The sequence below is a fragment of the Ruminococcus sp. AF31-8BH genome (genome assembly GCF_003460605.1).
Lineage (GTDB): Bacteria > Bacillota > Clostridia > Lachnospirales > Lachnospiraceae > Blautia_A > Blautia_A acetigignens.
In genome coordinates this window covers 110513-134067 of record NZ_QTVN01000007.1, presented here as the reverse complement: position 1 = coordinate 134067, position 23555 = coordinate 110513, and the positions used below count along the sequence as shown (strand labels likewise).

Below are 23555 nucleotides of genomic sequence, written 5' to 3'. Positions count from 1 at the left end.
AGGCATCTCTCAAATGCCTCTTCTTTTCATAATGATAAATCACTCTTCATCATCATAGTAATCTTCATCGTCATCTTCTTCGTCAGCAAAGATATCAGAGTAATCAAATAAAGTAACCTTTGTAATTTCATCCTTTACAATGTCAGGTGCATCTCCCTCTTTCTTCGCCTTCGCTGCAAGCTGCGCCGGTGAATATCTCGGGATTGCCAGCTTCTTAATCTCTACCGGCTCATCATCCTCTTCAGAAGCTTCCTGTACCGCTTTCTTCTTAGACACTGCTTTCCTGGTTTGGGTTGCAGGTTTAGCAGACTTTCTGACCGGCTTACGATCCTCAGCAGTAGCTGCAGCGATTTCTTTCTTCAGAAGCTCATGTGCCTCACTTGTAGCATTCTGTACTGCTCTCTGTGGGCGTTCATCCTCCTCTGTGTCAAAATCATCCTCGTCAATCTCATCAACAAAGCCGCCGGTGCGGATCTTGCATTTCTCTTTCTTGCTGCGTTTGCTCTCAGCCTTGATCTCACGTTCCTCGTCACGGTACTCACGCTCTCTGCGCTTCTCTTCCCGTTTCAGTTCCTTGCGGCTCTTCACATATCCAGGCTCTGTGTCATCCGGGTAATCATCATAGTCATCATCCGGATCTTTCTTCCACAGCTCTGCGATCACATAGAGAATTACCAGGAACAGGACAACAAGTCCCAGAACGATCAGTCCCTCAATGCTCTTGGTAGCCGCCATCAGATAACCGATAAACGGGATCGTAGCAACGATCTTCGGAAGGTAGCTTCCAATTGCTACGTTAATCGGCTCTCCCTGTGAAACAGTAGGGTCCATGGCAGTTCCTGTGCCATTCTCCACATCAGCACTTGCAAGTGTATAACGATATACAGCATTGTCTTCGTCATTTACAAGGATCGGTGTACCCAGAGCTGCTTCTTCTGTTTTAACCGGAATTGCATATGTAACAGATCCCATTGCAAGATTGGACTCGATTGTGGAGTCGTCCCGAATTTCGGTAGTCACTCCGAAGAACGGAGGCACCGCTAATGCAACTACGCAAAGTATGGTGCATATCACAACAAAATGTACAATAAATTTTAGAAATTTAGACATTGGTAACCATCCTCACTTTTTATAGCATCCTTTACTGGTTGCTTAAGTATTGTTCAATACTGCTCATGGCAGCATCTTCATCTTCTCCGTTAGCTGAAAGTGTAATTTCCTCACCAGCATCCAGTCCCAGTGTCATCATGCCCATGATACTCTTGGCATTGACTTTCTTCTTGCCTACTTCAACGTAAATCTCACTGTTGAACTGGCTTGCCACCTGTACAAGCTGTGCAACGGGTCTGGCTTCAAGTCCTGTGGACAGGTGAATGGTGATTGGCTTTTTGATCATAATAACTCCTCCTTGTTTTCCCTCAGATCATCCGCGAGCAGGCTTAGCTTACGAAGTCGATGATTTACTCCGGATTTCCCGACCTGTGGGTTCAACATCAATCCTAATTCTTTAAGTGTTGCTTCCGGATACTGCAGCCGCAATCTTGCGATCTCCTCAAGTCCTTCACTCAGACTCTCCAGGCCCACCTTTTCCTCAAGCAGTCTGATATCTTCGATCTGCTTCACAGCCGCATTAACCGTTTTGTTGATATTTGCAGTCTCACAGTTGACCTTCCGGTTCACAGAATTACGCATTTCCTTCAGGATGCGGATATTCTCCAGATCCATCAGGGCCACATTTGCTTCCATGATAGCCAGCATATCCACAATCTGTGCACCTTCCTTCACATAGAACACATAGGACTTCTTGCGAAGCACGATCTTGGCATCTATGTGAAAGCTCCGGACGATTTCCTGTAACTGCACGCCAATCTCCTGGCTGGGACATACAATCTCAAAATGATATCCCTTCCTTGGATCACTGATGGATCCCGCACAGAGAAAGGCTCCGCGTACAAACGCCCTTTTGCAGCAATCCCGCTGATATACAATGGAATTAGATACGAATGGCATTCCTCCGCTGATTCCCGAAATTTCCAGTTTCAGAGAGTCCAGTATTTCCTTGATCAGAGCCTGATCGGTAACGGAAATACAGGAAAGATTCCCCCTTCTGAAACAGTCGGTCCGGGAATTTGATACATCTATCTCTATATTAAATGTTTTTTGCAATAATGTAAAGCTTTTTCTTGCAAGTGCCTCATTTTCTGTCTGGATACGGAGGAAAAATTTCCCATCTGATCCAGTGCCCAGGCTGCCGCAGAAAGTGAAAATCGCAGCCAGTTCTGCAATCTTACAGTGCCTTCCGGTGCCTATATGCCTGGAAAGTTCTTCTTTCACCATCCCTGAAAAAGACATTTCCAAAACTCCTTTTTATTTTTTCAGCAGACGATCCTTATCCACATCCCTGTGCTCCAGCCGGAAACCGTATTCCCCGTTTCGGGCAATTCTGCTGTACAGCTCTCTTGCAATGGTAACAGAACGATGCTTGCCGCCTGTACATCCAATGGCGATCACAAGACTTGTTTTGCCTTCCTGGGCATACTTGGGAATGAGAAACTCCGTCATATCCTCCAGCTTGTTTGCAAAAATCCTTGCAGTCTCATTGTCCATTACATAATTAAAAACGCTCTCATCCATACCCGTCAGCGGCCGCAGCTCATCCTCGTAATATGGATTTGGAAGAAAACGGACGTCAAACACCAGGTCTGCATCTGCCGGGATTCCGTATTTGAATCCAAAGGACAGCACCGTAACCATCATATTGCAGAACTTTTCGTCATTTACAAAAATCTTCTCGATTTCCTGACGAAGCTCTCTGGTGAGCAGATGAGTGGTATCAATGATGTAGTCCGCTCTTTTCCGAAGAAATTCCATTTTCTGGCGTTCCAGCCGGATCCCGTCATCCACTCTTCCGGAAGCGGCAAGGGGATGACTTCTTCTGGTCTCCTTGTATCTCTTTACAAGCACGGAATCCTCCGCATCCATGAAAAGAATCTCAAAATCATATCCGGCTTCCTTCATGTGATCCAGAACCTGTGCCAGTTCTTCCAGGGAACGGCCACTTCTGGCGTCAATTCCAAGTGCCGCGTTCTGCACGCCTTCCTCATGCACCTCCAGCATCAGTGAAGCAAATTTCTCCACCAATGGAATGGGAAGATTATCCACACAGAAATAATGGGCATCCTCCAGCATTTTCAGCACGGTAGACTTACCAGCACCGGAAACGCCTGTAACTATTACAAATCGCATATCTTATCTCCTGATGGGACAAATTTTTATTTCGTCCTGAAACATAAATTTCCGGCCTGAATTTCTCAGTCAGAATTCTCCAAGAAACTTCACTTCCGGCTCCAGTGTCACGCCAAACTTTTCTCTGACAATCCGCTGTACATCTGCCATCAGCCTGCATACATCTTCTGCGGTGGCATTTCCTGCATTGATCACAAAGCCGCAGTGCTTCTCGGAAACCTGGGCACCGCCTACCTGATATCCCCGAAGTCCGCTGTCCATGATCAGCTTGCCTGCAAAATATCCCTCCGGTCTTTTGAAGGTGCTGCCTGCACTTGGATAGGAAAGGGGCTGCTTGCTGCTTCTCATGCCTGCCAGCTCCTGCATCCGGCTGCGGATTGCTTCCGGATCTCCCTTCGCAAGAGAAAGCACGGCCTCCAGAACAATATAGCCGGCTTCCTTTACAACGCTGGTCCGATATCCCATGTGAAGCTCATCTGCCTGCAAAGTAAGAATCTCACCTTCCGGTGTCAGAACCGTCACTTCCTTCAATACATCCTTCATCTCTCCGCCGTAAGCACCTGCATTCATCACAACAGCACCGCCTAAGGTTCCCGGAATTCCGCCGGCAAACTCAAAACCGGTAAGAGATGCATCTCTTGCCGCTGCCGCAATTCCGGATAAAAGAGCACCCGCCTGGGCATGAATTTCCTCCCCGGAAACCGTAATCTTCCCAAAGCCGCGATACAGCTGTACCACTACGCCGCGGTATCCCTTATCACTTACCAGAAGATTGCTCCCGTTTCCAAGTATAAAATAAGGAGCCTTCTCTTCCCTGCAGATTTTCAGGACTTCTGCGATCTCATCCACTGACTTCGGTACCACGAACAGATCTGCCGGGCCGCCAATGCGAAATGTGGTGTGTCTGCTCATAGACTCCGCTTCCAGAACCTGCTCCTTTTCCAGAACCGTCTGAAAACGCTGTTTTATTTTTTCATTCACAGATTTACATCCTCTATCTTTCTAACTGATTTCATAAGGTTAAGAATAAATTATTCCATCTGTGCAGCAACGTAATTCTTCCCATTGCCGCATCGTTCTATTATACTATCTAACTGCCCAAATGTACAGGAAAAACGTATATTTTTCAACATTCTTTCTATACTAATAAATGTTCCACAGAAAGGAGATATCCATCATGTTTCAGCAGATTTTTCTGGCAGTCATCGGCTTCTGTGCAGGAGTCATTATCGCAGGCGGTGTAGTGGGCCTTCTCATCGGTCTTTCCATTGTGCCAAGATACGCCGGCGTTACCCACACAGGAAAACACATATTATTATATGAAGATATTACGCTGCTCGGAATTGTTTTCGGCAATCTTTTCTTTCTATATCGCTGGCCCATTCCAGGGGGCATGGTGTTTCTTGGCCTTTGCGGACTTTTCTCCGGCATTTTCCTGGGGGGATGGATCATGGCACTGGCCGAAATGGCAGATGTCTTCCCCATCTTTTCCCGAAGGATCAAGCTGACAAACGGGATCCGCCTGGTGGTAATCGCCGTAGCCCTGGGAAAAGCACTAGGCTCTTTGTATTACTTTTATCAAAGATGGTTTCCGTAAACTTTCCTATAATAAATAGGAGGGAACATTCTTGCCCTTTGCAGCTGCGCCGGACTTCTTCGGCGCTTTTTCTTCTCCCTGATCCGGATTTGCTGCCGCTACCGGGCATTCTTCGTTAATTCCCTTGTACCACTTCCGGTAATCCGCAGGGGAGCATCCCATCTCCTTGCGGAAAGTCTCGGAGAAATAGCTTGCTCCAGCGAACCCATTGGCAGATGCAATCTCGCCCATGGAGGCCGTCTTGTCGATCACTGCATCCATGCTGTTCCAGATCCTGCATTTCTGGAGATATTCAAATGGGGTCATGCCCATATGTTTCTTAAAGAACCGGCAGAAATCTCCGGTGCTTACCTGGCATGCCTCCGCCATTCCCGCAAGGGTCAGCTTCTCATTGCAGTTTGAAGCCAGGTATCCGGTCATGCGGTTTAACTTTGTACGCTCACGGATCACTGCATTTTTGCAGGATGGGGCAAGCTGAATGAATTTTTTGTAAAGACTTCCCCACGCAGTGAACATCCAGCTCTTCATGTCCAGCTCATAGGCCAGGTCTCTTCCAGCTGCAGTCTGCGCTGCTGCCAAAAGTGCCTGCAAAAGGATATCCTCATCTGTGTCTTCCTCTTCTGATGGCACGAATCTGCAATACGCAAAAGCCTCTGCCTCTGCCACAGGTGCAAGGTATTTCTCCCGAAGGCTCTCATCTCCTGCCGCCAGATAGCCTGCTGAAACTTCAATTACATAAAACCGACATCTTTCATTCCGGCTGGAGATCAGGCGGTAAGACTGATTCGCGTTGATAAACAACGCTTCCCCTGCCTGTAAGTCTGTTCTCTCCTGGTTTATCTGGCACTGCATTTGTCCCTCTTCGGCCAGAATAAAAGTAAAAAACTCCCCCTTTATACATGGCATATGTCCAAATTCAGGGGAAAGCAGCTCCAGCTGGCGTATCCGGATCTTTTCCTCGGATTCCTCTGTCAGAAGCTGCGCCCCTTTTCCTATATAATATTTTCCCATAAGGCACCTCTTTTCTTTTGTCCATAACAATACTAACATCATATTATAATTCCGCTGAAAAAGAAAGTATATTTTACATCTTTTTTCACATACTAACTGTAAATTCCATAACAATCTTATCCGCAGCAACTTTACATTTCCGTATACACAGGAGGCAGCAATGAATCAAGAACAGCAAAAAGAACAGCAGAAAAAATATGCCGATTATGTAAAAGAGGTCACACCGACTCACAGCCTGCCGCTTAACATGGCAAAAGCCTTTCTCACAGGCGGCCTGATCTGCGTTCTGGGACAGATCATAACAAATTTCGCAAAGTCACAGGGGCTGGATCAGGAGATGGCAGGAACCTGGTGTTCTGTTACCCTGGTTTTCATCAGCGTCATTCTCACCGGATTTAATCTTTATCCCAAAATCGGCAAATTCGGCGGCGCCGGAAGTCTGGTTCCCATCACCGGATTTGCCAACTCCGTGGCAGCACCTGCCATTGAATACAAAGCCGAGGGACAGGTTTTCGGAATCGGCTGCAAGATCTTCACCATTGCAGGGCCGGTTATCCTCTACGGAATCATGAGTTCCTGGGCCGCCGGAGTGATCTACTATATTCTGAAAATCATGGAGGTGATCTCATGAACACACAATCCCCCGCCAGACTTGCCGGCTCCGCCAGCATTGCCTTTCAAACTCCGGTTTATATTTCCAGCTGCGCATCCGTCGTTGGAAAAAAAGAAGGGGAAGGTCCCCTTGGAGATAAATTTGATCTGATCTGCGAAGATCCTATGTTTGGATGCGATACCTGGGAAGCAGCGGAAAGCACCATGCAAAAAGAAGCCGCCTCACTGGCTCTTGGAAAAGCAGGCCTTGCGCCAGGCGATATCCGCATGACCTTTGCCGGAGACCTTCTTGCCCAGACCACAGCTTCTTCCTTTGGCATTGCAGGTATGGGCATTCCTTTTTACGGACTTTTTGGTGCCTGCTCTACCATGGGGGAATCCCTTTCCCTGGGAGCCATGTCCATTGCCGCCGGATATGGAGAGCATATTTTATGCGCCACCTCCAGCCATTTTGCCAGCGCGGAAAAAGAATTCCGCTTTCCTCTGGCTTACGGTAACCAGCGCCCCCTTTCTGCCACCTGGACGGTAACCGGAAGCGGTGCCTGTGTTCTCTCTGGCGCACTGCCCCAGGAAGAAATCCCCCGGAAAACAAAACCTCTTCTCTCGGACAAGGGCTGCGTGCAGATTACCGGTCTTACCACCGGAAAGCTGATCGACTACGGACTTAAGGATTCCCTGAACATGGGCGGCTGCATGGCGCCTGCTGCCTGTGATACCATCTACCGGAATCTGTGTGATTTTGACAGAACACTGGAGGATTACGATGCGATTTTCACAGGCGACCTGGGGGCTGTGGGACAGAAAATTCTGTTTGATCTTCTGATGGAAAAAGGGTACGACATCCAGTCCATTCACCAGGACTGCGGACTTCTGATTTTTGACGGGGAGACACAGGACACGCACTCGGGAGGAAGCGGCTGCGGCTGCAGTGCATCTGTTCTTGCCGCCCACATTTTGCCGGAGCTTGCCAAAGGGACCTGGAAACGGGTGTTATTTGTTCCCACCGGGGCACTGCTCTCCAAAACAAGCTTTAATGAAGGCGATTCCATTCCGGGAATTGCCCATGCAGTGGTGCTGGAACATTGTCCTGTTTAATTCTTAGAAACGGAGGTTACACTATGGATTATTTCAATGCATTCTGGGTAGGCGGGCTGATCTGCGCCCTGGTCCAGATTCTGCTGGATAAAACAAAGCTGATGCCCGGCCGGGTTATGGTACTGCTGGTGTGTACCGGTGCCATCTTAGGAGCTGTGGGCATTTACCAGCCGCTGATCGATTTTGCAGGAGCCGGAGCTTCGGTGCCTCTTCTTGGATTCGGCAATACCCTTTGGAAGGGACTGAAAAAAGCCATCGACCAGGATGGCTTTATCGGACTTTTCACCGGAGGCTTCACTGCCTGCGCAGCCGGAATTTCCGCCGCACTTATTTTTTCCTATCTGGCCAGCTGGGTATTTAAGCCTAAGATGAAAGAATAATACAACTGGAGGTACTTTTCCATGAGCGATACCCTTTACATTCAGACAGAACAAAACGTGGAGGTTCATCACCCCCACGTTTATTTACAGGACATTGCCAAACTCTCCTGCAGCAATGCCAAAATATTAAACCGCCTGCGCGTAATGCCGGTAGCCAATCTGGACCCGGATAAGCCAGGACGCTACGTGATCTGTGCCATGGACTTAATCAAGGACATCCAGCAAAAGGAACCGGACCTGGACATCACCAACATTGGAGAGCCTACCTTCATCATCACTTATCAGAAGGAAGGCAGCGTCAATGTTGTTCTCAGATGGTGCAAGGTGATCTTCGTGTGTCTCGCCACCTTTTTCGGCGCAGGCTTTTCCATTATGACCTTTAACAATGACGTAGATGTCCCGGCGCTTTTTGAGCAGATCTACACTCAGGTCACCGGGCAGGCAACAGACGGCTTTTCTGTTTTGGAGGCTTCTTATTCCATCGGGATTGGGTTTGGCGTTCTGTTCTTCTTCAATCACTTTGGAAAAATGAAACTTACAGATGACCCCACACCTATGCAGGTACAAATGCGCCTTTACGAAGATGACGTAAATACCACCATCATGGAGGACGACTCAAGAAATTCGGAAAATAAATAACTATCTTCACACTTTGCCGGATCACAGAGAACACCATACATTAAAGCAGCTCCCATGATTCTTCATCATGGGAGCCTCTTTTTAACCCTCGTGTCCCTGGGTTTCCATAATATAATCTTTGCCATCCATTGTGATGATCGTGCACACATGCCCTCCGCAAAATGCAGAGCCGAAATGGTAATAGACATCACCGTAGCCTTTTTCGTAGTCATACTGAGGACCTACAAAACGGTATCTTGCAGTAAGTCCCAAGTCTCTGGCTGCATACAGAAGCGCCTGTGCGCCTGCATTGCACATCACGCCATCGGTTGTGTAGGTATAATTGTCATAAATGTATTTCTTTATGGCAGTTAATTTTTCCATCACAGTCATGCCGCTTGTCCAGGCTTTCTGCTCAAGTTCATTCATCCATTTCCGGTATTTTACCACTTTGCTGTCTGCCCCTGTTACGGTTACCTGGCAGGTTCTAAGCAACGTATTTTTGTAATAAACACTTACTGGAAAAGTACCGGCCTGCAGCTGATTGTAAATTTCAACTCTGTGTTCCAGATACATTTCCGGCTCATAAGAAGTCTTTATATAAGCAACCATGTTTTTCCAGTCTGATACATAATAATCAGATTCATATTCGGTTCCATAACCTAAATGCAGATTTGGTGTTGCCGGGGAACAAAGCTGCTGTGCATTTCCATTTGCAATTTTATAGGTAATATCTGTCGGCTTAATTGTACTTTTCGGAATAACTGACAGGCATTCCATATCATCGCCTACTATTGCTGTTTCGGGAAAATAACTCATATCAAAGGTTACGCCATGGGCTGTCACTGTGTTTGCTGACGGAGCCTGGGTTGGAATCGGAGTTGCCGTCGGCTGCGGCGTTGGCGGAACTGTTGGCTTTGCTGCAGGTTTGGCAGGCACTTTTACCGTAATGCCTTTTGCATCATAGGAGCCCCACTTTTTTGAGCAACTGTTGTAGGCTCTGACTGTGTACACATATTGGGTTCCAGCTATTAATGCGGCACTTTTGCTGCTTTTATGCACGTAGCTTCTCAGACTGCCCTTTACGTCGGTAACCCTGGTCCAGTTCTTTGCATTTGCCTTCTTGTAGTAGATTCGGTAGGAAGAGGCATTGGAAGTTTTGTTCCAGGTTACCGTTACCTTATTGTACACATTTGCCTTTACAGAAACCAGCTTCACTTTGCCCGGCACAATGGGAACTGTCACGCCTTTTCCATTTTTATCGTATGTACCCCATTTGCGGCTTGTCTTATTGTAAGCCCTTACCGTGTATACATATTTCTTTCCGCCTGCCAGAGGATTCCTGTTATTAGAAGTATGGGTATAGCTTGTTTTCCCGGAACTCACATCTGCTATTGCTTTCCAGGACCTGGCACCAGACTGCTTATAGTAAATCCGGTACTTCGTAGCATTCGAAGCTTTTTTCCAATTAATGGTTACCTTGTTGTTTCCAGTCATTTTCACACTGGTAATATTCACTTTGCCGGGTGTTTTCACTCCTGCTGCCTGTACAGACACCGCCGGAATTCCCATCAGCAGCACTGCCAGAAGCGCCAAAAACAGTGAGTAAAACGGGCAGGAAGTGACTTTCCTGCAATTTTCCTTCATACATTTTCACCTTCCTTTAATAAAAATCCATTTAACGTCATTTTACACCCATTTGCTCAAATTGCCAATTGCAACAATGTCAGTAATATCAAATAATTTCCACTAACAAAAATATTCTTCAGCTGTAACTCACCATGGCTCTACTATCCGGTAAACTATCTGCTTTCATTTATTACCTCCTGAATATTTCTGTACGGTACCTGGGAAAAAATGTTCCGCAGTTCGTCTGCCATATCAAGTGCCATGGCAATTTTAGTCAGAGCCAGCAGGGAAATCTGTCCGCTGGTTTCAAAACGTTTTATGGAACCGTAGCTTACACCGCTTAAATCAGCCAGCTTCTGCTGGGAAATCTTGCGGCGTTTTCGTATTTTGCGCACTCGCAGTGCCAAATTTTTATCAAGTTCCTCAGCTGTTTCCCATATAAGCGCTTCCATCTTTTCTCTCCTTTTACAGATAATATTTTATCTATAAAAAAATCATACCACACAATGCGTGTAACGGCAACGAAAATGTCTACCCACCATTGCCAAATCCCACTAAAGATGGTACTATATTCCTATGTGATTGCTCCCTGTGAACATTTTTGCACAGGGAGCTTATTTTACCAGATGAGGAGGTACATAATGAACGATTACAGAATGGGAACAAAATGTGTGCAGGCAGGTTATAAGCCTGGAAATGGGGAGCCGAGACAGATTCCGATCATTCAGTCAACAACATTTAAATACGATACCAGCGAGGACATGGGCAAGCTGTTTGACCTTGAGGCAGAAGGATATTTTTATTCCCGCCTTCAGAATCCAACCAATGACCATGTAGCAGCCAAAATTGCAGCCATGGAAGGCGGCACAGCGGCTATGCTTACTTCTTCCGGACAAGCCGCTAACTTCATGGCTCTGTTTAATATCTGCGAATGCGGAGACCACATTGTGGCCTCTTCCTCCATTTACGGCGGAACCTTCAACCTGATTTCCGTCACTATGGCAAAGATGGGAATCACAGCAACCTTCGTTTCCCCAGACGCTACAGAAGAAGAATTAAACGCGGCATTCAAGCCGAACACCAAAGTCATGTTTGGAGAAACCATTGCCAACCCGGCACTGACAGTCCTGGATATTGAACTGTTTGCAAAGGTTGCTCATGCGCATGGGGTTCCCCTTGTAGTAGACAATACATTCCCCACACCAGTAAACTGCCGCCCGTTTGAGTGGGGTGCTGATATTGTTACCCACTCTACCACCAAGTATATGGACGGCCACGGTGCAGCACTTGGCGGTGCCATTGTAGACAGCGGTAATTTCGACTGGATGGCTCATGCTGACAAATATCCGGGACTTTGCACTCCGGATGAAAGCTATCACGGAATCACCTATGCTGAGAAATTTGGCAAAGAGGGCGCATTCATTACCAAATGTACTGCACAGCTGATGCGTGATTTTGGTTCTATGCAATCTCCCAATAATGCCTTTATCCTGAATCTTGGACTGGAGTCCTTACATGTCCGCATGCCGAAGCATGTAGAAAACGGCCAGGCCGTTGCAGAATTCCTGGAGAAGCATCCGAAGGTTGCCTATGTGAATTACCCGGGTCTTCCTTCCAACAAGTATTATGAAAGAGCTCAGAAATATCTGCCAAACGGCGGATGCGGCGTTGTTTCATTTGGCTTAAAGGGCGGACGCGAAGCAGCTTCCACTTTCATGCAGAACTTAAAGCTTGGTGCCATTGAGACACATGTCGCAGACGCAAGAACCTGCTGCCTGAACCCAGCCACCTCCACCCACAGACAGATGACCGACGAGCAGCTCATCGAAGCCGGCGTACCAGCCGAACTGATCCGCATCAGCCTTGGTCTTGAGGACAAAGAGGATTTGATTGCTGATATTTCAAATGCACTGGATGCAATTAAATAACTTTTCCATATACCAAAGGGCGGCCGGATTATTCCCGCCGCCCTTTTTTATGAAATCCCTATTTACATTTCCTTTTCCCAAAACGAAATTGCCTCGTCCATCCAGCCGTCTGCGTCTGTTCCGGCTCCGGTGCCGAAGCCGTGATATGCATGGTCGTAGGCGCGCACTTCAATGTCTTTGTCCAGATTCTTCATGATATCAATCGTCTTTTCGATATCCTTCACATTCTGTTCTCCAATAACCTTATCCTCTTTTACATAAGCAAAGAAGGTCGGCGGCTGTGTTCCATAGCATCCTGCAAAGTCCTCATCATACCAGCCAGAATATGCAAGCATTGCCGCTGCAGGAGACGGAAGCCCATACCTTTGGTAGCCATACTCATTATCCAGGCCCCATAGCTGCGAAAGCCTTCCGCCTGCCGAAAATCCCCAGACAGAATAATTCTCAGAAGACACCTGGAACTTATCCGCATGATCCAGAATATATCCCATTGCTTTTCCAAAATCCTGATTTGCAATCGCTTCCTGGCTTTTGATCAGCTCGTTCGTGGTTGTCTGTCCGGTTGCTACCCTGTATTGAAGAATAAATACATTATATCCTTCTTCATGAAGCTTTTGTGCCACCGGAAATCCCTCCCCAAAAGAACATACAGCAGTAAAGCCGCCGCCTGGTACCACAAAAGCAAAAGGTGCATTTTTTTCTCCGGGAATAAAAAATAATCCGCAAGCTTCAAGGGTCTGATCCTCTTTCATTTCTGCTTCAGAATAATAGCGGTAAAACACCTGCTGCTGATTTTCGCATACGTCTAGCATGAAATTAAACCCATTTATGATAGCTTTCGTATTATAGTGATTCATGTCACATACACTCCGAAGTGTCTGATACGGCATTACAAGACTGTTCCAACGATCCTTCCAGGGAATAATAAAATCAGAAAAATCAGAAAATGCCGGATGCTTTACAATATGTCCGAAAGAATTTTTCTCATTTATATATGCATACGTCTGGCTTCCATCTTTTGCAGTCTGATAGTAGCTGCCGTCTCTTCCGATAAAATAATTTCCTGCCGCAGCCAGTCCCCCAAGTACAATCACGCTTACTGTTATTTTCACAATTTTTCCAGCTTTCATAATACTTTTCCCTCTCAAGAATGTTGCTCTTCCTTTAATTTCTTCTCCACTGTAAAGAAAAAAATCAGAATTGCACATATAAAATAAGCCGCTGTCTCTGCTCCAATGTAGCTTACAGATATTACACTTCTCACGCCTGTATTCTGTGCTGCCGCCCCCATTGCAATATCAGCAGTCTGATCATATCCTGCCCAGTTAAGCAAAGCACTGAAAACCGCATTGCAAACAGGGGTTCCCGCAACTGCGATCGAGCTGTAAATCGACATGGTAAATCCATCTGTTCTGATAGAGTTTTTCTTCTCTATGTAATCTATAACATCAGATAACATTGCAAGAATCATATAGCATACCGGAGAGGAGCCAAGGCATTTTAAAGCCACGCCAACTGCCACCGGTATCATCTGATCTTTCCCAAGCAGTGCAATAACTCCGCCAATACCGCCAAATATCATTCCCGCCGCACAAACATTTCTTTTTCCAAACTTATTGCAAAGAGGAATCACAACTACTGCCGCCATAGCCATTGGAACAGCTCCCATAATACTTAAAATTGACTGAGAAGCCCCCCACGCATCCGCTGTGCCCAAAAATGTATTATCAAGCACCCATTTACAAAAATAAGACATGGAACCATTTTTCATAGCTCCACTCCACTGAAACAGCAGATAGAACACCATGACAAGCCACCACATTTTCTCCCCTGCAGCTGCTTTTATCTGTTTTTTCACAGATATCCTCTCTTTTTCCAAATCAGAATCTTTTGCTGTTTTAAAAAGTTCTTCAGTCACTCTCTCCCGTGTATAACAATACTGCAGATAAATTGTAAATGCAGAGAAAACAGCAACTACAGCCATTGTACAGAACCATTTATACTGATTTTCTTTTAATGAAAAAGACACAAGCATTGGAAATACCATGGAACCAATTCCCATTGCGCCAAGGCCTGCAATATTTCCAGCAGCTGCAAGTGTTCCCCTTTTCTGGCTGTTCCTTGTTGATACCGAAACCAGCACAGAATTCGCCGTACTGTAAATCGGATATGCCACACTGTAAAACAGATTATACGCAACTGCAATCCATATATATTTCATCGTCCCTTGAAATGGTACTACAAACATTAAAACAGAAGATACAGATATCGTGAATGCAGAAAGCAGGATCCACGGTCTTGCTTTCCCTGCCATACACTTCGTTCTCTCGATCAATTGGCCTACGATCAGATTTGCTGCGATAATAAAAATTGTAGACACCAGCTGCAATCCTGTCAGAAAACCAAGATTTAACCTTAATACATCTGTAAAGTAGTTCTGCAAAATACTGGTAAAAATTCCAGAAGACAGAACAGCTCCAAATGGTCCGATAAAATACCCTAATAAAATCTCCGGCATATTGACTTCTTCTCCGGTAATTTTGGATTGCGGAAGTTTACTGTCTTCAAAATTCTTATTCAAAATTTTAGCCATTTTTCAACCTCATTTTCTTGCAATAGCAGACCAGAGCATTTTCCCCAATCCAGTTAAAAGATGTCCATTCACGATTTTGACAAATCCATCCACCATTCCACTTGTAAAAATTCCATGAGTTGTATTGATCAGGCCTCTAAAAGGCATATTATAGAAAAATAATATATCCAGATTTGCTTCCCCCTTCTTTTCACTTTTTTTCATCATTTTATCAAGTATCCTATAAATGATTCTTCCAACTGTTCCCTTTGCATAATACAGCTGACAAAAAGCATCATTTTTTTCTAATTCACCATTCCATGCTCCATCTGGAATTTTATATCCAAGAAGTTTTTCATATGAATCATCTGAAACCTGCTCTACATGTCCTGTTTCGTACTCGCTAAGATGAACTTTGTATGGATTTTTGGCTCCTGTTCCTTTTTGATAAACATTTTCCTGTAAAACACATTCTCTGGAATTTTTCGCTATCAGAATTTTATAGTTTCCTTCTTCAATTTCCCATTCTCCTGTTTGTACATTAAAATATGCAAATGTCCTTTCTTCAAATGGAATCTCAATTCTTCCAGTCTCTCCTGGCTTAAGAAATACTTTAGAAAATCCTTTCAGTTCATGCGCAGGCCTGAAAACTTCCGGGGCTTCTTTCTCAATATAGAGTTGAGCAATTTCAGCGCCAGCAAAATTTCCCGTATTGGTAATACAAAAGCTTACTCCTTTTTCTGATACGCTTAAATCCGAATATGTAAAATCCGTGTAACTCAATCCGTATCCAAATGGAAAAAGAACCTCTTTTTTCACTGTATCATAGTAACGGTATCCAACGTATAAACCTTCCCTGTACTCGCTGTTTCTCTCTTTTCCCGGATAATAGGCATACGCCGGAGTATCTTCATAACAAATCGGGTAGGTTTCATTTAATTTTCCAGACGGATTTGTTTTTCCTGTAATCACATCCAACATTGCAGACGCGCCTGCCTGTCCGCCAAGGTAGCCGTGCACAACTGCTTTTACTTTTCGGATCCATGGCATTTCCACCACACTTCCGGCAGATACGATCACAACCGTTTCCGTATTCATTCCAGTAACTGCATTTATAAGTTCCAGCTGGTTTTGCGGCATTTTCATATGAACACGATCCATTCCTTCTGACTCACTTGCCTCGTCAAGCCCAACAAACAGTAATACTGTATCTGCCTCTGCTGCTGCCTTTTTTGCACACTCAAGCAGCCTGTGATCTGTCTTTTGGTTTCTGTGATATCCTGGTTCATATATTACTTTTTTAAAGGAATATCCATCTATAATGTCCATGATATTCTCTACTTTTGTTGGATTCACAAGAGAAGAGCCTGCGCCCTGATATCTTGCCTTCTCTGCAAACTCTCCTATTACCGCTACTGTTTTATTTTCGGACAAAGGTAAAATATTATCCTGATTTTTCAGAAGTACAATGCTTTGGGCAGCTGCTTTTCTTGCAAGCTTATAATGCTCTTCCGCATCAAAACTCTTTTTCCCCATTTCGACTAACTGATGAACCGGAAGCATTGTTGTCAAAATTTCATCAATACGTTTGTCCAGTATCTTTTCATCCAGTCTGCCTTTTTGCACAGCTCTTACCAGTTCTTTCGCTGTTGTTCCGGAATTTCCTGGCATTTCAAGATTACTTCCGCATCTTACGCCCTCTGTATGGTCGTTGCTTGCCCCCCAGTCAGATACCACAATTCCATGAAATCCGAATGTATCTCTTAATAATTTCTGCAATAAATCTTGGTTTTCGTTTGCATATACGCCATTTATCTGATTGTAAGAAGACATGATTGCCTTTGGGGCAGCTTTCTTCACTGTTGTCTCAAAAGCCGCTGTATATATTTCACGCAAAGTTCTTTCATCTACTACTGAATTATTTGACATTCTTCGAAGTTCCTGACTGTTAACGGCGAAATGCTTTGGGCATGCAGCCGGGCCTTTGCTCTGAATTCCTTTTACATAAGCAGCTCCCAGTTCACCTGCAAGATACGGGTCTTCACTAAAATATTCAAAATTTCTGCCGCAAAGCGGACTTCTCTTTATATTCATTCCAGGTCCCAGAATCATGTCTACTCCAAAAGAGACTGCTTCCTCTCCCAATGCTGACGCAACTTCCTCAGCCAGCTCTGGATCCCAGCTATTTGCAATTGTTGCAGCTGTTGGAAAACAAGTTGCAGCTTTACTTTTATTAATTCCCAGCCAGTCCCCCTGTCCTTCCTGGGTTCTCATACCATGAGGACCATCTGACAGAAAAAAAGCTGGTATCCCATATGCCTCAAAATCATATGTTTTCCACATTCCCTTTCCACTTAACAGCAATGCCTTCTCTTTTAGTGTCATTTTATTTATAATATTTTTATTTTTTAATTCCACCTTATATCTCATCCTTTACCATAACATATCCAGATACAAAAGGCCTGGCAAAGATAAAACTGTATTATCATTGCCAGGTCTTTTTCGTCATTAAGCATTACCGGCTGCGTTCTCCCCGGTAATGTTTAAATTTCATTTTCCTCTACAATCCCGGTAAAACCTGCCGCAACATTTAAAATCATTGCAATTGCCACTACAGCCGCATAGATCACATACGACCGGATCTGGCTGAACTGATATAATCCGGAAACTACAAGTCCAAATGCATCCAGCATAATACTGCAGCTGATAATAGCAGTAAGTGCAGTTACCACAGCATTAACAGGTCCAGCCCAGTTGAGAAGTTCTTTTGCGCCAGTCATTTTCATTCCGGCTAATACCAGTACAGCTACTATTGCCGGAATTACCGATAATCCATATACCATTCCCAACTGACTGAGAACTGTACGATAAATCAGCATACTCACCAGAGAAAGAACTGCTGCCGCCATGACCAGATAAAATCCAATCTTTTTTTCACCTGTTGTTTTTTTCATTCTGACTTCCTCCTTCTTATGCTTTCTTTAACTTTTTCGCATACACTACAATAAATAACAATGTCAGTAATGCCAGGAATGCGTCCACACCATAGAATGCTATCTGCCACCATGGAGTTACAGATTCCATTACACTTGTATTTGTAATTCCATTCATTGCATTGGATTTCACAAGATTATAAAGCCAGTATTTGATGTTCTGCTTTAAAGCTTCCTGGAAAGCTGTATCTTTTGCAATCTCTGCTTTTACATCTTCCATCAGTCCAATTTCAGAACTTGAATATGCAGAAGAGGTAAGTGCCATACCGCCGCCATTAAATACAATATCTCTCCAGTTCATATAGTCGGCACCATTGATCATATCTGTCACATAAGCGCCAGTAAAGCCCCATTCAGTTCTTGTAATTTGCTCCAAAAGACTCTTCTTGGCACCAGAATAATCAACTCCCATACGATTAAAGGCTGTCATAGCACCTCCGGCAATATTCTCTGCCATTGCTCCCTGGAAGCCTCTGAGTTCATTTTCCCTTGCAGCCTGCTCCGTAAAGAACACAGACATTCCGGAACGGTTCGTTTCCTGATGATTATAGGCAAAATGCTTTACTGCTGCCACAAGCCCCTTTGACTGGGCACCCTTACAGATTGCTTTTCCAAGAATATTGGTAAGCATGGAATCCTCGGAATAGTACTCAAAGTTTCTTGCACAATATACTGCTCTGTGAAGGTTTAATCCTGGTGCATTGATAACACTGATGTTAGACCATAATCCATCTTCGCCCAGCAGTTCTCCCTCGCGTTCCAGAAGATCTGTGTTAAATGTCGCAGCTACCACTACCTCTGTTGGGAAACTTACCATGGAAGTATCTGCATTTTCATCATCCTCTGCTACATAAGTAGGCTCATCTGATAAATCCTTTGACCATCTTGCACTATATCCTGCTACCTGATCATAAGAGAAACCAATCGGTCCATCCTGTTCATATGTTCTCGGAAGAAATACGGAATCAATATTTTCAATGTCGTCACCGCCATACTCAATGAACTGAATGGCCTCGTCCAAAGACATCTGCTCAATAAGCTGATCCCACATAGGATCATTAATATCAATCGCACCGGAATAATTTCCATTTTCATCGATAATCATCATATCAATTAATTTCAGCCCGTTATCTTTATCCCAGGTTGTTCCTGAACCATTTTCCGTAAGTTCTGTTCTGCTGTTTCTAAGACCTTCCATCATCTCTTCTGTTGGAGTAATGCTTGTAACAGCGGTCCAGCCCTTGCGCCAGTCTGTTCTGGTTGTATATTCTACTGTGTCTTCAATGACTTTATTAATGTCACAATCCTGTAATGCATTCTGTACATTTGCAGAATATGTTTCCATATCTTTTGCTGCCAGATTCCATATCTGTACATTATCCGCATTGATCACAGCATCATCATTTACAGATACAAGCCCTTCCTCGGATCCTGTTTTCTTCGCAAGAACATTATTCAGTGCTTCATGGGCGCCATTTCCAAGAGCAAAATAATAGTCACCTTCATCCAGAACCCATGCACCAGCTGTTCCATCTGCTTTCACTGCGGTTTCGTCATAGCTCGCAAAATATGCAGGATTGATTTCAATTTCCACTGTTTCAGACTCTCCTGGTTCCAGAATCTGTGTTTTGGAAATTCCTGCCAGCTGAATTGCAGATTTTTCTACTCCTCCTTCTGTATAAGGAGCCTGTACATAAAGCTGTACTGCGTCTTTTCCAGCAGTATCCCCGGTATTGGTAACGGTTACAGTGGCTTTTCCCACACTTCCTGTCTGTACTTCTACTTTTTCCAGTTTCTGTTCAAAAGTAGTATAAGAAAGACCATAGCCAAACGGATAACTTACTTCATCTGCATAATTCCATGCCTCTCCTGTGGAGGAACCTTCTGTGGTATCTGCATTTCCCTTTCCGAGAACACAATCTTCATAACGTGTTTCGTAATATTTGTATCCGTTATAAATTCCTTCTGACTCTACTTCAAACCAGTCTGCTTTATCGGTCTCGGTAAGTCCATCCTTTTCCCCGGAAACAGAACTGTTCGAATAAGTATAAATTCCAAAATTTACCATGGATGGAGCGGACAGAGAATTCACTGCATATGTATCGGAAATATGTCCGGAGGGATTCGCATCTCCGCAAAGTATATCTGCCACGCCAAGAAATCCATACATTCCAGGCAAACCGGTCCAAAGAATGGAATCAATCTCATCATCTTCCTTTAACTCTTCAATTTCAATGGGGTTATCTGAATTAATCAGCACAATGACTTTTGTACTGTGTTCCTTCGCAAGAGCGATCATCTGCCGCTCATAGTCGGATAACGCCAATGGCCGTTCAAAACTGTCGCCAGATGTTGTATTTACCATATTTGGTTCATAATCAGCTGCTTCTGAACTGTCTCGTGAAATTACAACAACAGCAGCCGTATCATCTGCACTTTTTAACAGTTCATCTGAATACTCACTTGCCGGAATCTCACCAATTGGATAATCTGTATTTACTTCATACATAGGACCAAATCCTGGTGTCAGACTATGTCCCGGCTGACCGAATCCGCCCATTCTCATATACTGTGCAGCTGTATCGCTTGAATAAAAATCAACCATATCCTGATTTACATCAAATTCTTTTTCTGCCAGAGCTTCTTCCAGTCCATAAAAGACTGCATCGTCCGGACCTGCAACAGAGGAACCAATTTCGCCTCCCAGAGTTGGCACATGGGAATTCATTCCCCACAATGTTACTTTTTCACTTGCTTTGTTAATGGGCAGCGCAGCATTGATATTTTTAAAAAGAACACTGCCCTCTTCACTGATTTCTTCGGCAAACTGTTTTTTTGCATCAATCAGATCCTGAACAGAAGAAAATTCCGAATCAAAATAAATGGAATCGCCCGTTCCATCTCCTTTTTCAACCAGCTTAAAACTGGATGTTCCAAGTTTTGAATTGATAAAATCCGCACGTGTGGATGCAACTGCTGTTGCGGCACCGCTTATTGCCAGAAGGGTAGCCGATAAGCCAGCCAGTCCGCGCATCACATTTTTCTGTTTCATAGATGAATCCTCCTTTTTCTTGTGTAAGCGGATTATATCACCTCAGAACCTGTTATATATTTTTTTGACGTAAACCATCTTTTTTTAGCGTAATCTAACATTCTATTCAATTACATTTTATTTCTCTCTATTTTTATTGTGCATTATGCGCATTTTTCTTTTTATATTTTATGCAATTTTACCATTATATTTCATCCATGCTTTCCGGTATTGGAATCAGAATACGAAGCTCGAACCAGCCATCCTTTGCTGATACGGTCAGAGACCCTTTGTATTTTTCTGCAATTTCTTTCATACTTTTCACTCCAAAGCCATGGTATCGCCGATCCTCCTTGGTGGTAACCGGCAATTGGTTTTTCATTTTCAGTTCTCCCTGAAAACTGTTTTCTATCTTAATTCTTAGAAAACCTTTTTCCCTGGAAACCATTACATGAATCAGTCTTTTCTCTGGATTTTCTATCTTTTCTGTGCTTGTAATCGCATTATCCAGAGCATTTCCAAATAATGAGCATATATCCATGGAATTTAAAAAGTTCAGGGCTTTTCCATCCGCAACGCAGGTGATCTGAATATTTTTCTCCTGGCAAAGAAGACTTTTGGTCGTAAGGATTGTATCCAGAATATTGTTCCCGGTTTTATTCTCAGCTTCATACTGCTGAATCTCTCTTTCCATTCCGCTTAAATAGGCAAGCTTGTCTTCTTCAGAAATTTCTCTTTTCAGAAATTCGATCTGATGCTTCAAATCGTGATACTTCTGATTGATCAAATCCACACTGGTTCTGGATATCTGGTAATTTGCAAACTGCATTCTGTTCAATGCTGCCATCTGTGCCATTTCCATTTTTTCATGGGACTCTTTTAAAATAATATGATATGCTGTAAGAATGCTGACTCCTGCAAGATCTACGATTGTCCTGATAATATAAATGTCGCTTGGAATTCTGCTGGAAAACGGTGTACTGGAGCTCACATAGCTTAAATTACTTGCAGCAATCATACAGATACACATTACTGCCGAAAGAATCACTTCCCTTTTTTCTATGTGAATATGTTTCTGATCACGATTTATCCTTTTTTCTGCCAGAAGAACAATCACGAACAACACAGCTACTGTTCCCACTGTAATCAGACATTGAATGGCAGCGGAGTAGGAAACTCTTCGATTCTCAAATACATAACATACAAGCTGCCATCCAAGTGCCCCTGCAAGTTCTCCGAATGTATATGCGCGCACTGCATAGTAAATTACATTCCGGCGGTTCATATCGCATACTGCATAGATCATAAGAGCAGTAAACATAAATGCTATCATAATACTTGGAATGAACAGGACTGTTGATATATCTCTGGTAAAAAAATTATAGACCAGATACATTAACCCCAAAATCAGCAGTTCCGCATATGCCCATATATTTTTGCGCCTTCTTGGATTAAAAGCCGTATAAATGATTACTCCCAGAAAATTTGCCAGCACATAAGTAAAGCCTGGCGTTTTTGATAAATCGTACTCAAAAAAATAATTATAAATGTTTTGATACATCCACAGTGTCTCCTATTATTTTGATATTTCATTCAGATAATTATTAATAGCGTCCATCAACTGCTTCCGCCTTGGCCTGGTAACTGCAACTACATATTTTCCCAGAAGCACATCATTATTCTGGACACGTTCCACGTAAGCCAGATTGATCAGATAGCATTTGTTGCAGCGGAAAAAATGGAAATCCTTCAGAAGCTCTTCTGCCTCTTTCATCGATCCACGCGTCACGTATTTTTCACTTATCGTGTAATAAATCAGGTCATGATCCATTACTTCCACATATACCAGCTCCCGGATGTCAATGCGCTGAATTCCGTTTTTGATAGGAATGGTAGTGTACTGGCGGTTTCTGGCAGCCATCCGCTCCATAGCCTGCAGCAGAGTTCTGGAAAAAGCATAATAAGTGATAGGCTTCAAAATGTAGTCAAATGCCTGCACCTTATAACCATCCATCACATACTGTGGCATATTGGTAATGAAAATAATGACTACTTCATGGTCCAGCTTCCGGATTTCCTCTGCGGCTTCCATTCCGTTCACAAAGCTCATCTCAATATCCATTAGAATAATGTCATAGTCCGCCCTGTAATTCTCCAGAATCCCATCCCCATCTTCAAATTCCCTGATCTGAAAGCTCTCCCCCATCTGTGCTTCCATCTGCTTCAGATAATCTCTATACTGGCTGCGATATTCCTTATCATCTTCTACAATTGCAATTGTAATCATATGGTTACTTCCTACTTTCCTCTGCTTTTCCTCTCTAACAGTAAAATTCAAACATTTATTTTCTGATGTTTTACAGAACCAAAGCTTATGCTGCTTCATTTTCAAATGGGCCGTCTTTTTCGACAGCCCATTGCTTTTTCCATCCTCTCACCAAATTTTAAATTGATGGAATCACATCCCATATTCTTTATATAATTTTCTTCTGATTTCTGCATTCGTAACAACTGACTGAATTTCGTCATTTCTTCCGTCCAGTATCAAATGATTAATCAGAATGCTTAAACGTTCCTCGCCCTCTGCTTTTCCGATTTCTTTTCCAACTACCTGCCCTTCTGCACGAAGCCTTTCTGTTTCCAGTTCAAGAACTTTTCCACCCATAACCTCACCAATTCCTTTCCTGACCACATCCTCATTCCAGTTCTTCTTATTATAGCCTTTTCCATTCTAATTCTCAATCTATTATTTTTTCTGTAAAGCGCCAACATCCCTTCTTGCATTTCCCAACAAGGTATGTTACAATTTACCCGGTTAACGGAATGCAGTGTCAGGGGGAGCG

At 43.9% G+C, this 23555-nt stretch carries 22 protein-coding genes; 6 read left to right on the top strand and 16 right to left on the bottom strand.

Translation table 11 applies throughout. The annotated features are described in order from the left end of the window. Positions 1–39: 39 nt before the first annotated feature. The 5 genes from DWZ38_RS10440 to murB form a co-directional block, all read right to left on the bottom strand. Positions 40–1110, bottom strand: a complete 1071-nt coding sequence (locus tag DWZ38_RS10440) for a hypothetical protein (RefSeq protein WP_117852486.1) — start codon at positions 1108–1110, stop codon at positions 40–42. A gap of 31 nt (positions 1111–1141) precedes the next feature. After that, a complete protein-coding gene (locus DWZ38_RS10435; RefSeq protein ID WP_021924589.1) occupies positions 1142–1396 on the bottom strand; it encodes an HPr family phosphocarrier protein in 255 nt (84 codons plus the stop codon). After that, the gene (gene whiA, locus DWZ38_RS10430; RefSeq protein WP_117852484.1) at positions 1393–2352 is read right to left on the bottom strand and encodes a DNA-binding protein WhiA; all 960 of its coding nucleotides are present in this window, start codon (positions 2350–2352) and stop codon (positions 1393–1395) included. The genes DWZ38_RS10435 and whiA overlap by 4 nt, the downstream gene beginning before the upstream one ends. Before the next feature lie 15 nt (positions 2353–2367). Further along, positions 2368–3246: an RNase adapter RapZ gene (gene rapZ / locus DWZ38_RS10425; RefSeq protein WP_117852482.1), complete on the bottom strand. Its 879-nt coding sequence runs from the start codon at positions 3244–3246 to the stop codon at positions 2368–2370. Between the two features lie 69 nt (positions 3247–3315). Continuing rightward, positions 3316–4227, bottom strand: coding sequence for a UDP-N-acetylmuramate dehydrogenase (gene murB, locus DWZ38_RS10420; protein WP_021924586.1), 912 nt, complete (start codon positions 4225–4227; stop codon positions 3316–3318). Positions 4228–4423: 196 nt separating this feature from the next. Between murB and DWZ38_RS10415 the strand changes: the two genes are divergently transcribed. After that, entirely contained in the window at positions 4424–4843 is a 420-nt protein-coding gene (locus tag DWZ38_RS10415; protein ID WP_021924585.1) for a stage V sporulation protein AB, read from the top strand. Positions 4844–4849: 6 nt separating this feature from the next. Here DWZ38_RS10415 and DWZ38_RS10410 read toward each other — a convergent pair whose 3' ends face one another. Continuing rightward, positions 4850–5854: an AraC family transcriptional regulator gene (locus DWZ38_RS10410; protein WP_021924584.1), complete on the bottom strand. Its 1005-nt coding sequence runs from the start codon at positions 5852–5854 to the stop codon at positions 4850–4852. Positions 5855–6014: 160 nt separating this feature from the next. Between DWZ38_RS10410 and DWZ38_RS10405 the strand changes: the two genes are divergently transcribed. The 4 genes from DWZ38_RS10405 to DWZ38_RS10390 are packed head-to-tail and all read left to right on the top strand — an operon-like array spanning position 6015 to position 8580. Next, positions 6015–6485 carry a SpoVA/SpoVAEb family sporulation membrane protein gene (locus DWZ38_RS10405; RefSeq protein WP_021924583.1) on the top strand — a complete coding sequence of 157 codons (471 nt, stop codon included), beginning with the start codon at positions 6015–6017 and terminating at the stop codon, positions 6483–6485. Then, positions 6482–7561 carry a stage V sporulation protein AD gene (locus DWZ38_RS10400; protein WP_117852477.1) on the top strand — a complete coding sequence of 360 codons (1080 nt, stop codon included), beginning with the start codon at positions 6482–6484 and terminating at the stop codon, positions 7559–7561. Before DWZ38_RS10405 ends, DWZ38_RS10400 begins: the two co-directional genes overlap by 4 nt. A 23-nt stretch (positions 7562–7584) precedes the next feature. Beyond that, positions 7585–7941 (top strand): stage V sporulation protein AE, encoded by a 357-nt coding sequence (gene spoVAE, locus DWZ38_RS10395; protein ID WP_117852474.1) that lies wholly within the window; start codon positions 7585–7587, stop codon positions 7939–7941. 21 nt (positions 7942–7962) lie between these two features. Further along, the gene (locus DWZ38_RS10390) at positions 7963–8580 is read left to right on the top strand and encodes a stage V sporulation protein AA (RefSeq protein WP_117852471.1); all 618 of its coding nucleotides are present in this window, start codon (positions 7963–7965) and stop codon (positions 8578–8580) included. Between the two features lie 81 nt (positions 8581–8661). Here the strand turns inward: DWZ38_RS10390 and DWZ38_RS10385 are convergent, their stop codons facing one another. Then, on the bottom strand, positions 8662–10206 hold the full coding sequence (locus DWZ38_RS10385) for a fibronectin type III domain-containing protein (protein WP_117852469.1): 1545 nt from the start codon (positions 10204–10206) through the stop codon (positions 8662–8664). Positions 10207–10361: 155 nt separating this feature from the next. Further along, positions 10362–10640, bottom strand: coding sequence for a helix-turn-helix domain-containing protein (locus tag DWZ38_RS10380; RefSeq protein ID WP_021924578.1), 279 nt, complete (start codon positions 10638–10640; stop codon positions 10362–10364). A 189-nt stretch (positions 10641–10829) separates the two neighbouring features. Here DWZ38_RS10380 and DWZ38_RS10375 point away from each other — a divergent pair, with 189 nt between their 5' ends. Then, positions 10830–12116: an O-acetylhomoserine aminocarboxypropyltransferase/cysteine synthase family protein gene (locus DWZ38_RS10375; RefSeq protein WP_021924577.1), complete on the top strand. Its 1287-nt coding sequence runs from the start codon at positions 10830–10832 to the stop codon at positions 12114–12116. A 62-nt stretch (positions 12117–12178) separates the two neighbouring features. On the opposite strand, the gene DWZ38_RS10370 is transcribed toward DWZ38_RS10375, so the two are convergent. The 8 genes from DWZ38_RS10370 to DWZ38_RS10335 form a co-directional block, all read right to left on the bottom strand. Beyond that, positions 12179–13246, bottom strand: a complete 1068-nt coding sequence (locus DWZ38_RS10370) for a dienelactone hydrolase family protein (protein WP_173767361.1) — start codon at positions 13244–13246, stop codon at positions 12179–12181. A 14-nt stretch (positions 13247–13260) separates the two neighbouring features. Further along, complete coding sequence (locus DWZ38_RS10365) at positions 13261–14709, bottom strand: MFS transporter (protein ID WP_117852464.1); 1449 nt, start codon at positions 14707–14709, stop codon at positions 13261–13263. Positions 14710–14718: 9 nt separating this feature from the next. Next, on the bottom strand, positions 14719–17073 hold the full coding sequence (locus tag DWZ38_RS10360) for a glycoside hydrolase family 3 C-terminal domain-containing protein (protein ID WP_243000232.1): 2355 nt from the start codon (positions 17071–17073) through the stop codon (positions 14719–14721). Positions 17074–17231: 158 nt separating this feature from the next. After that, positions 17232–17642: a hypothetical protein gene (locus tag DWZ38_RS10355; RefSeq protein WP_117852459.1), complete on the bottom strand. Its 411-nt coding sequence runs from the start codon at positions 17640–17642 to the stop codon at positions 17232–17234. 16 nt (positions 17643–17658) lie between these two features. Next, a complete protein-coding gene (locus DWZ38_RS10350; RefSeq protein WP_117852456.1) occupies positions 17659–20733 on the bottom strand; it encodes a glycoside hydrolase family 3 C-terminal domain-containing protein in 3075 nt (1024 codons plus the stop codon). Positions 20734–20917: 184 nt separating this feature from the next. Beyond that, positions 20918–22273, bottom strand: coding sequence for an ATP-binding protein (locus tag DWZ38_RS10345; protein WP_021924571.1), 1356 nt, complete (start codon positions 22271–22273; stop codon positions 20918–20920). A gap of 15 nt (positions 22274–22288) precedes the next feature. Beyond that, a complete protein-coding gene (locus tag DWZ38_RS10340; protein ID WP_021924570.1) occupies positions 22289–22999 on the bottom strand; it encodes a LytTR family DNA-binding domain-containing protein in 711 nt (236 codons plus the stop codon). Between the two features lie 171 nt (positions 23000–23170). Further along, positions 23171–23377 (bottom strand): hypothetical protein, encoded by a 207-nt coding sequence (locus DWZ38_RS10335; protein WP_117852454.1) that lies wholly within the window; start codon positions 23375–23377, stop codon positions 23171–23173. Between the last annotated feature and the right edge of the window lie 178 nt (positions 23378–23555).